This is a genomic window from Hungatella hominis (assembly GCF_014288005.1).
Lineage (GTDB): Bacteria > Bacillota > Clostridia > Lachnospirales > Lachnospiraceae > Hungatella > Hungatella effluvii.
The window spans coordinates 196,504-209,541 of sequence record NZ_JACOPB010000009.1; the positions used below are offsets into that span (position 1 = coordinate 196,504).

The following is a 13,038-nucleotide window of genomic DNA, read 5'->3' on the forward strand; positions in this document are numbered from 1 at the left end:
GAGAGGGGGTTATTCATAGAAAATTATCGGTCAACCTGCGAAGGCGATATTCCGAAATACCGTTTAAAGCATTTGGAAAAGTAAAAGGCGTCCTGGTAACCCGTCTTTTCGGCCACGGCTGCGATGGAGAGGCGGCCGCCTGCAAGTAAGTCCCAGGCGTGTTCCATGCGGCATTTCGTAATGTACTGCATGACGGAGTACTGCCGGATCCGCTTAAAATTGCGGCTTAGATAGGCGGGACTGATTAACAGGGCCGATGCGATATACTGGAGTCCCATGTCTGCATTGCTGTATTCGCGCTCGATCAGTTCCGCCGCCTGGACCACGATTCGCTGAATCATGGGGATATCGTCCAGTTCCTGGCTGCCGGGCAGGGAGAGAAAGAGATTCATAAACTTCTCCTCGATTTCTCCCAGGCTGCATCCATGGTAGATGATTCCCGCCGCGGTGTAGGCGGAGCCGCTGTCTTCCTCGAAGAGCCCGATTCCGTTGTGGACCGCGTACTCGATGGCCGCAGAGAGCAGGGCGGAGAGTGCGGATTCCAGCGCGGGCAGGGAGAACTGCTCCTGTCCGATGATCTGAAAGGCGGTGCGGAGACTGCTTACAATGAATTCGTGATCCTTCTTTAAAAGGCCGCAGGAGATTCCGCGTATGGCGGTGTTCAGCTGTTCCAGGGCCTGTTTTTCCGGGAGGCGGGTGTGAAAGGTGCCGCCATCCGACTCATAGACGGTCCGGAAGGTGAAGAACTGAAGCGCAGTCTGGTAGGCGGAATGGATCGAGGGCGCCAGGCCGTCATTACCATATCCGTAGCCGCACACGATGTCTCTGGAAAAATTCTCCCGGGCAGCGGAGGATAAGCGTTCCAGAAAATGATCCGGTCCGGCGGGCAGCTGCGCCTGCGGCAGGATAAGGACCTGATGGCTGTAAGCATCCGTCACCTGGATGCATCCGGATTTGCCGGACAGAAGGCAGCCGGAGAGGTTGCCCAGTGCTGTCTGAAAGGCGGCGCGCTCCTGGCAGGAAAGGCTGTGAATAACCTTGGGCCGGCCGTCTGAGACGATAACGGTGCAGGGGACGTCTTGAAGCACTCCGAATTCTCTTAACTGGGCGCTCTCGGAGACGGAGGCATGGCCGGAGAAGATGTTCTGGAAAAATGTGTTCTTTTCGGCGTGTTCCGCGATGAGTCTCGCCTCCTGCCAGGCCAGCCGCTCCTGCTTTAAGTGGTTGTTCTTATCGAGAGTCTCCCTGATTTCCGTGATGGACCGGATCAGCTCGTCCGTGTCGATCGGCTTTAACAGGTAATTGGTCACATTGCAGGCGATGGCCTGTCTGGCATATTCGAAGGTGGCGAAGCCTGACAGGATGATGAATTTAATCTGGCTGTTCTGTTCCTTCATCATGCGGAGAAGCTCCAGCCCGTTGGCGCCCGGCATGGAAATGTCCAGGATAACCAGATCGACAGGTGTCGCCTCCAGAAAACGAAGGGCCTGATCGACATTGGCAGCCTCGCCGGCACATTCGAAGCCGTACTCCTTCCAGGGAATACAGAGCCTGATCCGCTGCCTGACAAAGTACTCGTCATCGACGATTAAGAATTGATAGGTCATATGATAAATCCTTTCTAAAGGGGAGGTTCCGGCTGCTGTGAGATCCGTATCGTGATGACGGTCCCCTCTGAAATCCGGGAAGTAACCAGGATGTCTGCCACGGCGAAATACAGCTTCAGCCGTTTCTTGATACTCTGAATTCCAAAGGAACTCCGTTCCTCCGAAAATATCTGGCTGTTCAGCCGGACGACAGTCTCTTCGTCCATTCCGCTTCCATTGTCCGCGATCCGCAGGCAGATGAGGGAGTCCTCCTGATATCCGGTGATTGTAATCAGACCCGCCCGGTCGGAGGTGAACAGCTGCAGCCCGTGAATGATGGAATTTTCCACCAGGGGCTGGAGTGTGAGCTTCGGAATGCTGCAGGAGAGAACCTCCGGCTCCAGGCTGGTCTCAAAATAGAAACAGCCCGGATACCGTTTCTGCATAATCTTTAAGTAACCGCAGGTGATCTTTAATTCCTGCTCCAGCGTGATGATCTCCTTGCCTTTGCCCAGCGTGTCCCGGTAGAAGCTGGAGATAAGGCTGACAAGGCCGATGGCCTCGCTCTTGTTGTTCATCTCGATCATGCCGCAGAGCGTTTCCAGCGTATTGTATAAGAAATGAGGCTGCATCTGAAGCTGGAGATAGGAGAGCTCATAGCGCCGCTTTCGTTCATTTTCACGGTGGACGCGGGACAGCAGGTCCTGGGTGTTCCTGGCCATCTGGTTGATCTGCCCGGCCAGCAGGCTGATTTCATCGGTACGCCCCTCCTGGGTTGAGATCCGCACGCTATAGTCGCCGTCCGACATGGAACGGACATTGGAGATGATCTGGTTGACCGGGAGCATGATCTTTCTGGTGGAGTACCGGAACAGAAAGAACGTAAAAATGCTGGAAATAATTCCGATGGCAAGGATAACGGACACGAGAGACCGGGAATCATGGTAAACCAGGGATTCCGGCGTGAGGGCAAACAGGTTTAAGTCCTTTTCCGGCTGGAAGGTGCATAAATACCTGGTGGAATCCAGTGTGATGGTGCTGCCTGTCGTTAAGAGAGCGCCGTCCGCAAAGACGTCTGTCACCATATTTCCCTGCATGCCGTCTTTGGTACCGGCGCAGATGAGTCCGTTTTTATCTGTGATCATGAAGATTTCATCCTCTGAGAAGAAGCCGTTGTAGATCTCGCGGATCTGGGACGGCGATACGGTCAGTGCAAAAAATCCCAGAGGTTCGCCGGTGAAGGCATAGGATTTCTTTAGACAGGTAAAGGTTAAATTGCCTCCTGGATACGGGGCCGCGGGCTCGTGGATATACCAGAAAGATTTTTGGGAGGAATGGAAGAATTCCTCCCGGACCTCCTGGGGCACCTCGATTTTGACAGAGGGCTGCGCCCCGTAGTTGTCCTGATAAAAGAAGGAGCCATCCCAGCTGTAGTAGCTGATGGATTCCACCGCGCTCTGGGTGGAAAGAAATTCCACGAGATAGGAGGAAAAGGAGGCAGCCTCCATGTGTTCCTCATAGGGGGAATTGTCCCCTTTCTTTGCCGCCTCGTAGCGGGCGGCCTGGTTCAGGGTCAGAAGCAGCGATTCATTTTCAATTCGGTCGAGTATCTGTTCGAAGCGTTCTCCGGCAAAGTCCAGCTTCTGGATACAGCTGTCCAGCGACTTCTTTTTCAGGATGGAATTGCTGTACTGTCCGATGGAACACGCGATGCAGGTGATGACAACGATGAGAATGATGGTGTACATAAAGGTGAATTTTGACTCCAGCCTTGAAAAATATCCTTTTCCGGTCACGAAAACCTCCTTATCCGTGGTACACAGTGTTAATAAGAAAATGATACTGCACGGGTTTTGCAAAGTCAACATGGACGCAGGAAAAGCAAAAAAGTCCAGAAATGACAAAATATTACATGCCTGGCCCGGAGCTTCGGACGGCAGGTATGCAGGGGAAGCGCGGCGGGATGCCGTCTGTGCAAAAATTTCCAGATAAAAACTCAAAAAGAACTATGGGAGCGGAGCACCGCTTATGATAAGCTTTAGTAAGCAAAAAACAAACAAGTGAAGAAGAAGGGGGATTACTTATGAAGAAAAGAATGACAGCGCTGTTTCTGACAGCGGCCATGGCAGCGGCGGTGGCCGGATGCAGCCAGAAGACCACGGAAGTGAAGGACACTTCGGCAGCGGCCGTCTCCAGCGAGGCCAAGCAGGAGGAGGGGGCGAAAGCGTCTGCGGATGGCAAGGAGAGCCAGGCTGCAGGGGAGAAGGTGAAGATTTCCTATTTATCGCGTTTTACGAATCCGGAGCTGCCGCGTGCCAAGTATTACATGGAGAAGCTGGAGGAATTCCGGGCGGCTAACCCGGATATCGAGGTGGAGGATGTATCGATCGCCGACGCGGAATCGTATAAGAGCAGCTTAAAGGCGTCTGTCGCTGCAGGCAGCCCGCCAACACTTTTTATCTGTTCCGACGCATTCCCGCATTACGACTGGGCGAAAAACGGTGTCATCAAGGATCTTACGCCCATGATCGAATCTGCTGACTGGACCGGACCTGCAGATGAAGGCGTCTTCGGATCCTTCTCCTTTGAACGGAAAGGGCTGGAAGGCATATACGGAGTGCCGAATTCCGTTATCGGTTCCCCTGTCTATGTCAATACGAAGCTGTTAAAAGAGCATGGGATCGAGACACCGAAGACATGGGAAGACGTGCTGGCGATGACGGAGAAATTAAAAGAAGCCGATCCATCGATCGTTCCGTTCTCCATGGCTGCAAAGACGAAAGCCGATTTAGGCCGTTTCTTCAGCGAACTGGCGGTCCGCATGAACGGCCTGGAATTCAGGGACAGATTTATCAACCATGAGGTGAAGTGGAGTGATCCCGAGATGATGGCCGTGTTAAATAAAATGAAGGAATTCATCGATGCAGGCGTATTCGGCAGGGATGCGATCTCCTATGAGGTAGAGAATAATATCACATCCTTCGGCGAAGGAAAGATCGCCATGCTTTTTACGGCCAGCTACTACTTCGACCGTTTCAACGGAATGGATTTTGCGGATCAGATTGACTGCGTCAATTTCCCGTATCTCGAGAGCGCGCCGGAGAATAAGGACATCTGGTTTGCTTCCACCAGCGAGGGCTTCTGTATTTCCGCGGAACCGGGTACGCCGGAGTATGACGCGGCCTGTAAGCTGATGAGCTTCATGCTCTCCAAGGAGACCTTTGAGGGATATGCGGAAGTGGCCGGAGGAGGCGTCTATCCAGTGGATATCGACTACGACACGTCGAAGTCTCCGAATCCCATGAAGACCTTTATGGAGGGGTATGCGACGAGAAGTGATACAACCGATATTATGGCAGCCTATTTGGACGATGCCAGCGTGATTAATATTACGAATACGGAGCTTCAGACCATGTTTGTGGAGCGGCCGGTGGAAGATATCGCAAAGACACTCGACACAGAGTACGCAAAACTGTTTCCGCAGTAAGAAAGGCGGGGGATCGATTTGTTAATAAAAGTCCGGGGCAAAAAGTACCGGCCGGAAGCATTTTTTATGATCGCTCCGGTTATCCTGCTCTACACCTTCGTAATTATCTATCCGCTCGGCAATATGGTGTTTACATCGTTTTTCGAATGGAACGGAATTCCCACCGATCCGTACCGGTTTGTGGGAATCGGAAATTACGTGACATTTTTCCAGGACTATACGACTAAGACGGCGTTTATCAATCTGGGAATCCTGTGTGTGACAGGCCTGTTTGTGACAATTCCCATCTCGCTGTTTCTGGCGACGGTGGTGAGCAAAAAGTTTTTTGGAATCAGATTTGTTAAAACGTGTTATTTTTTGCCGGTCGTGATCAATAGAATCGCCATCTGCCTGATGTTTACCTTTATCATGCTGCCGGGACAGGGACCTGTCCCGGTGCTGTTAAAGGAGCTGGGGATCGCGGAGCATTTTAATCTGTTTAACGACATTCACACCGCCATGTGGGGAGTGGCGCTGGTGAACATGTGGAGCAACGTGGGATTTCAGATGATTATCTTTTCCTCGGGCATGGCGGCTATTTCAGAAGACGTGTATGAGGCGGCGGCCATGGATGGCGTTACTCCGTGGCAGCGCCTGATCTATATCACGCTTCCTCAGCTGAAGCCGACCTTTAAGATCGTGGTGGTATTTGTGCTGACAGGCGCGTTCAAGGTCTTTGATTTTATCATGGGACTAACGGGCGGCGGCCCGGGGTATGCCACGGATGTGCCTAATACGCTGCTGTATAAGAATGCATTTACCTACAGTAAATTCGGATATGCCAACGCCATCGCTGTGATTATGATTGTGCTCTGTCTCGTGATCACGGTCGTGACGAACCGCGTGTTTGCTGAACGGACAGGAGAATAGGGGGAAAACCGTGAAAAAGAGAAAAATTACACCGGGTGGGCTCATCTATGCCTGCGCCGCGGGCATATGGCTGATTACCACGATTTTTCCGCTTTACTTTGCGATACTGTCCTCGTTTAAGGACGACCAGACCATTTTTGCCGATTTCTTCGCGCTGCCGCAGCGGTTTGGGCTGGATAACTATATTTCAGCGGAGAAGATGGTCCACATCCTGCGGGCCACTGCCAACTCGCTTCTCCTGTCGGCCGGTTCGATCTGCCTGATGCTGGGCGTATCCATAATGGGCGCCTATGTGACGGCCAGGAAGCGGATACCGGGAAGCGAGGGGGTGACGCTCTTCCTGATCGCGGCCATGATGATACCGATTCAGAGCGCCATTGTTCCCATTGTCCAGATGGTCAGCGCCATCGGACAGAGGAATAATCTGTTTGTGCTGATGGTCATTTATGCCGGAATCAATCTTTCGATGGTGTTTTTTATTCTGAAGGGGTACATCGAAGGAATCCCGAAGGAGCTGGACGAGGCGGCCATGATAGACGGTGCTTCCCTGTTTCAGACGCTTCTGAGGGTCATTGTCCCGGTGGCGAAGCCGGCCCTTTCCACGTGTGCAATTACATCGTTTCTGTTTATCTATAACGAGCTGCCGATTGCCAATGTCCTGATAACGAAGCCGCAGTTAAAACCCATATCGGTGGCGCTGTTAAACCTGAAGGGGGATTTCGGTACACTGTACGCCGTGAGCTTTGCATCGATTGTAATCAGCATAATTCCGACGGTCGTCTTTTATCTGATTGCGCAGGAGAAGGTGGAGAGCAGCATCTGCAGCGGCGTTGTAAAAGGGTAACAGAGGGTGTAAAAGGAGTAAAAGAGGGGGTAAAAGGAGTAACAGAAGGTGTAAATGGGGATGAGCACCAGAACGTGATGAGCAGAAAAAACGGAGAAGGATGAAGGAGATACAGATGGACAGGATTAAAATAACAGAATACAAAACGAGAGGCGGGATGAACGTGGGCGCCGCGTTTGAAAAGCTGTATAACGATATCCTGAAGGGGGATACGGATGAGGCGGTTTCCACCGCTTTTGATCTATACAGAACGAGTCCGGTCATGCTGGAGGAGCTTTGGAAGCAGCTGGAGACGGCGGCGGTCTGTGCCGTGGGTCTGGCGGAGCCGGGAGCGCTGGCTTATGTATACAATTTGAGATGCATCTGCTATCACACGGAGCCGTATATGCCGGACGCAGGCGGGATGCAGGCGCTGAGCTTTATCCAGGCCATCCGGTATCTGTGCGCCTGTGAGAAGGAGCCGTCTCTGGAGGCGGAGATTAAAAGAGTCAGGGATTCCTGTCAGGCCGGCGTGTACGCGGAGATTCCTGATTTTGCGAAGGATCACCACAACCATGCGGGAAGGGAACTGGGCCATACGCCGCTGGATTTCCTGTATCCCGATGGAGGGAGCAGAGTGGTGCCGGAGGCAGAGGGAGCGGAGCCGTACAAAAAACGGCTGATCGAGCTGTTGACACCCATTTACGGCGGGGAACATCCGAGGCCGTTCCGTTCGGACGCCTATAATCATTTCTATGAGATGGAATCGCCTCATGGTCTCAATCTGGAGCTCCTTCAGTCGGCGTTTCAAAAGAGCATCCGCCGGGCGCTGGAGCGGGAAGCGCTGATGCTGGCGTACGAGGCTTTCATAAGCGGCAGTGAGATGGAGGCGTATCTCTGGGAACGGATCGTCATCATGTCGGTGGAGGATATCGGCATGGGAGAACCGGAATGCAGCCGTTTTATGTACGCCTATTGCCGGGTGAAGGACCAGTTTGCGGACCGGCCCGAAGAGAGACTTGGACTCCTGATGCAGGCGGTCCGGATTCTATGCAGCTGTCCGAAGGAACGCGGAACGGAGCTGATCAAGGGCATTCTGGTTCAGGAATGTAAAAATGGAGACAGGAAGTAAAATTTCTCAGGGAAGAGTGACAGGAGAACCGGTATGGGAAGGAAAGCATTGGTTTTTGGAAGCTTTGTGGCAGATATCATGGCACGGGCGCCCCATTTGCCTGCACCGAAGGAGACGGTGATGGGGCATGGATTTAAGATCGGTCCGGGAGGCAAGGGCTTCAATCAGGCTGTGGCTGCACATAAGGCGGGAGCGGACGTGAAGCTTGTCACAAAGCTGGGGACGGACCACTTTGCCGAAATAGCGGAGAATACCATGGAACAGCTGGGCATGGACCGGTCGGGCGTATTTGTGACAGAGGAGTGCGATACAGGCTGTGCACTGATCCTTGTGGGAGAGGACAGCGGCCAGAATGAGATCGTGGTGGTGCCGGGAGCCTGCCTCACATTTTCGGAGCCGGAGGTGGAGACGGTGAAGCGTCTGACCGATGAAAAAGGCTGCGATTATGTGCTGATGCAGTTGGAGACGAACAGCGGCGCGGTGTATGACGTGGCGGAGCATGCGGCCCTGAACGGGAAGCGCGTCATCTTAAATCCCGCTCCGGCGGCTGCGGTTCCGGAACATGTGTGGAAATGGATCGATATCGTGACGCCGAATGAGGTGGAGGCAGAGTATTACACGGGAATACCCGTCTGCTCCGGGGAGAGCGCAGAAGAGGCTGCACAGTGGTTTCACAGGCGGGGTGTCCGTCATGTCATTATCACCATGGGGGACAGAGGTGCCTACCTCTCTGTTAATGGAGCCGGACAGATGGTTCCGCCCTTCTGCGTGACGGCAGTGGATACGACAGGGGCCGGGGACGCCTTTAATGGCGGGCTGTTAGCCGCGTTATCCGAGGGGAAAGACCTGACGCAGGCGGTCGTATTCGCCAGCGCCGCGGCCGCTCTGTCGGTTGGCCGGATCGGGACGGCACCATCCATGCCGGAGAGGGAGGAAATCCTCTCTTTGTTGAAAAACGTGCGGAAATAATTGAAAAGAAGACAGGACCAGTTTTGGAAGAATATCAGCGGGAGCTTCAGCTGCCGGTTCTTCCTTAACTGGCCCTTTTGTGTGGGTAGATTCTGCATTTCTGGCAAACGATAGGAAGAAAGTATGGCATTTGCCCCGATTTTTGCTTATAATGAAGTTAATTTACCAGGGGGATTTTACATGAACGATAAATTGACTTATGAGCTGAGTGATAAAGAGTACAAAGAGTTTATCCATTGGTTTCACAGAACGTATGTGAAAATGCGAAAAGCAGGGCCGGGAAGAAATGATTTTTCCTGTCTGAAGGAACCTGTGGAGATGACCGTGAAGGAAGAGATAATCCATGCCAGGAGCGGTGCATGTGAAGCATATATTCTGTACGGCGCCATAGAGCGGCTTTACAAGCTGGAAACGCTTTTCGTATTTTACGATATGATGCGCTTTTGGGCGGTGCCGAAGCGTCTGCTGGGAAAAGAAGAAGAGGCAATCGCATGGCGGGCGGATTTTGAGCGCCGGATTAAGGAAATGGGGAAGATGCGGATTTCCTTTCAGGAGGCGGCCGATATCTGCGCGGACAGCAGATTTGCACCCTGCCGGTATATCAGGCAGATTGAGGAAGTGAAGGCAGAGTATGGCCTTTTGCGCGTCAGCAGAAGGGAGATGGAACACTTAAGGAAGCTGGGCACGTTTCCGTACCGCATGATTGGGGAGCAGATGGTGGCAGCAGGACGGAGAGGTCTGATAGAAATTACGGAACGCGCGGCTGTGATTCATCCTTATGAGAACATCACCGGTGTATTTTACACAAAACAGACGCTGTATCTTGCGGAAAAAGAGGGGGAAGGCCTGCTGCTGCCTCTTGGCGCGCTGGGAGGAATGGAGGGGGCCGAGGCGCTGATGCGCGTCTGTGACGCCCGATGCCGATTCAACAATCCCGCGTTTCGCCTGAAAAAGAAGTCTGTGCCGCTTACGGTGAGATGGAATATTCCGGGGAAGGCCGCGGCGGCGATATGCGGTGTGGCGGCGGTGGCAGCAGGCGCCATGATTTTAGGGGCGCTGAATGGTGTGAATGGGAGCGGAGGAATAAAAACGTCAGTTTTTGGAGCACCGATGACAGGCTCCGGAGAGAGGGCGGCTGATTCCGGAGAAGTAAGCGGCAGTGAGCTGCTCGTGGTTATCCCGGATGACGCGGTATTTGATGCAGTTACGGAGGATGGCTCCTTTGTATCTTCGTCAATGTTCTACCGGATCACTCTTCCCGGGGGCGGCTGGGAGATCAGTCAGGACCAGTATAATTCTTTCGATGCCCTGCGTTCGGACTGGGGACAGGTCAGTGTGACAGGCGGGCTGTCCAGTGCATATGAGGGGTATGACGTAACGGAGATGCTGCCGAAGTCAAAGGCGGAATATATTGCCAAGACTTACGGTGGCGCCGCGGCCTTCGATTCGGAGGTGGAGGTGATCGATTATAACCTGGAAAAATCCGGGGAGTGGACGATTGTGAGCCGTGAAATACGGAGTAAAGACGGGGATGGTGTCCGGCACGTGATCGGACTCGATGTCTACGGACCGAAACGGTATTATTCCCTGAGCATTACGCCGGAACGTGAAGATGATGTGAGCCTGCAGACGGCAAGAGCAGTACGGGATTCCTTCCGGGCCGCCGATACATCGGTGGGAATCTGCAGATCCATGGAAGAGAAGATATTTCACGGATACTACGGCGATAATGTCTATATGACCAGCTGTCTCGTGCTGATGGATCATGCCATGAGTGATGAGGAGATCGCAGAGAAACTCAGGGAAGTGAAGAAGATCCGTAATGGGGCCTATCCTTTGTCAGGGGACGCACTGGCGGTCAGAACGCCGGAAAGCAAGTGGCTGGGGATCGATTGTCCGTCACTCCAGCAGAACTGTACCAAAGAGGCGGCGAAGGCGGTGGCGCGCATCTTTCAGTCGGAGGTGATTCTTTACGATGAGTTTGACGGAGACCTACTGATGGTGGCCTACTCTGACGCGGATCAGAAACATGCGTATGAGAGGGCCGCAGCCAACGGGCCGTGGATTCTTGAGTCGGAATTTCAGATCTACGGCAAGGAACAGAACTTCCCGGAGGATCTGTTGAAATATATGGATATCTCCAAAGAGGAGGCGGAGGCGATCTGGAAGGACAGCAGCTACGTGTTCCAGATGGAAAAATGGGTGGAACTCGTGGGGCATATGACGAAAATGCCCGTGCCGGAGGAATTTGTCGGGTTTCATGGAGCCGAGGCGCTGGACGAGGCGTTTCGTGTGGTTAAAGAGTGATGGGGGAGTGTGATGGTGCTGAATCTGTCTTGCCTGTTTTCAGAAATCCCCGTAATCCCGGGGGCGTTTTACCTTGCACTCCTTAAAAACATGTGGTATAATCTCAAAGAATTAGGTAAATACAGGAGGTGTAAGAATGAAACACGTTAAGACATTAAATTCCAGCACATTAAAGGAATCTATGAAAAAAGGCGGTTGTGGCGAGTGCCAGACTTCCTGTCAGTCAGCCTGCAAGACATCCTGTACGGTGGGCAACCAGAGCTGCGAGAACAGCAATAGATAGTATGCCGGAATATGAGGCAGATGAGTGAAAAGACCCCTACGGTCGTAAGGACGGTAGGGGTTACTTCGCTTGTCTGCCCAAAACTCGTTTATGGCGTTAAAATATTGTTAAGACAAGGAGAACATTTCAGTGATTCATCAATATATCAATAATGGCTTCCATATTATCATGGATGTCAACAGCGGTTCTGTTCACAGCGTCGATCCGGTGATGTATGACGCGGTCGCGATTGTGGCGGAGCGCGTACCGGAGCTTGCCGAACCAGAGAAGCTTTCGGAAGAAGTGGCGCGGGAAGTGATGGAGCGTCTATCCCCTACATATGGAGAAGCCGAGGTACAGGAGGCATTGGATGAGATCCAGTACCTAATCGACGCGGAAGAGCTTTTAACCACGGACCAGTATCACGATTACGTGGTGGATTTCAAGAAGCGTAAGACCGTAGTCAAGGCGCTCTGTCTCCATATTGCCCATGACTGCAATCTTGCCTGTCAGTACTGCTTTGCGGAAGAGGGCGAGTACCACGGCCGCAGGGCGCTTATGAGTTTCGAGGTGGGAAAGAAGGCGCTGGATTTTCTGATTGCGAATTCCGGGAACCGCAGAAACTTAGAGGTGGACTTCTTCGGAGGCGAGCCTTTAATGAACTGGGAGGTTGTAAAGCAGTTGGTTGAATACGGCCGTTCAAAAGAGAAAGAATATAATAAGAACTTCCGTTTTACCATGACGACCAACGGCGTTTTGTTAAACGACGAAATCATGGATTACTGCAACCGTGAGATGAGCAACGTCGTATTGAGTCTCGACGGCCGCAAGGAAGTCAACGATAAGATGCGTCCGTTCCGGGGCGGTAAGGGAAGCTTCGATTTAATCGTGCCCAAGTTCCAGAAGTTTGCCGAGATGAGAGGCGACCGGGATTATTACGTCCGCGGAACATTTACCCGTCATAATCTGGATTTCTCCAAAGACGTGACGGAGTTTGCAGATTTGGGCTTCCGCAGTATGTCGATCGAACCGGTGGTGGCAAAGCCGGAGGAAGAGTATGCCATCAGGGAGGAAGATCTCCCGCAGATCATGGAAGAGTATGACCATCTTGCCGAAGAGTACATCAAACGCAAAAAAGAGGGCCGGGGCTTTAACTTCTTCCATTTCAACATCGATTTAAATCAGGGACCATGTGTTGCCAAGAGGCTTTCAGGCTGTGGTTCCGGAACGGAGTACTTAGCGGTGACTCCGTGGGGTGATCTTTATCCCTGCCACCAGTTTGTCGGCCAGGAAGAATTCCTTCTCGGCAATGTCGATACAGGTGTGACCAACGAACGTATCCGCGATGAATTCAAGCTCTGCAACGTCTATGCGAAGGACAAGTGCAGGGATTGTTTCGCGAGATTCTACTGCAGCGGCGGCTGCGCGGCCAATTCTTATAATTTCCATGGGAGCATTACCGATGCGTATGACATCGGCTGCGCAATGCAGAAGAAGAGGATCGAATGCGCCATCATGATTAAAGCGGCTTTGGCTGAAGACTAAAATTAAAGGAGAAAAGTC

At 52.6% G+C, this 13,038-nt stretch carries 10 protein-coding genes; 8 read left to right on the forward strand and 2 right to left on the reverse strand.

What is annotated here, in order from left to right:
• Positions 1-23: 23 nt before the first annotated feature.
• Together H8S75_RS19245 and H8S75_RS19250 are read right to left on the reverse strand one after the other, a co-directional pair.
• Entirely contained in the window at positions 24-1,607 is a 1,584-nt protein-coding gene (locus H8S75_RS19245; protein ID WP_187023018.1) for a response regulator, read from the reverse strand.
• 14 nt (positions 1,608-1,621) lie between these two features.
• Positions 1,622-3,382 carry a cache domain-containing sensor histidine kinase gene (locus tag H8S75_RS19250; protein WP_243008339.1) on the reverse strand — a complete coding sequence of 587 codons (1,761 nt, stop codon included), beginning with the start codon at positions 3,380-3,382 and terminating at the stop codon, positions 1,622-1,624.
• A 287-nt stretch (positions 3,383-3,669) separates the two neighbouring features.
• On the opposite strand from H8S75_RS19250, the gene H8S75_RS19255 reads away from it, so the two are divergent.
• The 8 genes from H8S75_RS19255 to scfB all read left to right on the forward strand — a co-directional run bounded on the left by H8S75_RS19255 (position 3,670) and on the right by scfB (position 13,020).
• A complete protein-coding gene (locus H8S75_RS19255) occupies positions 3,670-5,073 on the forward strand; it encodes an ABC transporter substrate-binding protein (protein WP_187023019.1) in 1,404 nt (467 codons plus the stop codon).
• 18 nt (positions 5,074-5,091) lie between these two features.
• Positions 5,092-5,982 (forward strand): carbohydrate ABC transporter permease, encoded by an 891-nt coding sequence (locus H8S75_RS19260; RefSeq protein ID WP_243270340.1) that lies wholly within the window; start codon positions 5,092-5,094, stop codon positions 5,980-5,982.
• A 10-nt stretch (positions 5,983-5,992) separates the two neighbouring features.
• A complete protein-coding gene (locus H8S75_RS19265) occupies positions 5,993-6,826 on the forward strand; it encodes a carbohydrate ABC transporter permease (protein ID WP_055654928.1) in 834 nt (277 codons plus the stop codon).
• A gap of 115 nt (positions 6,827-6,941) precedes the next feature.
• Positions 6,942-7,937: a hypothetical protein gene (locus tag H8S75_RS19270; protein WP_187023020.1), complete on the forward strand. Its 996-nt coding sequence runs from the start codon at positions 6,942-6,944 to the stop codon at positions 7,935-7,937.
• Between the two features lie 33 nt (positions 7,938-7,970).
• Entirely contained in the window at positions 7,971-8,906 is a 936-nt protein-coding gene (gene rbsK / locus H8S75_RS19275) for a ribokinase (protein ID WP_187023021.1), read from the forward strand.
• Positions 8,907-9,086: 180 nt separating this feature from the next.
• A complete protein-coding gene (locus tag H8S75_RS19280) occupies positions 9,087-11,213 on the forward strand; it encodes a YcxB family protein (protein WP_243270344.1) in 2,127 nt (708 codons plus the stop codon).
• A 136-nt stretch (positions 11,214-11,349) separates the two neighbouring features.
• Complete coding sequence (scfA, locus tag H8S75_RS19285; protein ID WP_002601553.1) at positions 11,350-11,496, forward strand: six-cysteine ranthipeptide SCIFF; 147 nt, start codon at positions 11,350-11,352, stop codon at positions 11,494-11,496.
• 129 nt (positions 11,497-11,625) lie between these two features.
• Complete coding sequence (gene scfB / locus H8S75_RS19290; RefSeq protein ID WP_002601552.1) at positions 11,626-13,020, forward strand: thioether cross-link-forming SCIFF peptide maturase; 1,395 nt, start codon at positions 11,626-11,628, stop codon at positions 13,018-13,020.
• The last annotated feature ends 18 nt before the right edge of the window (positions 13,021-13,038 follow it).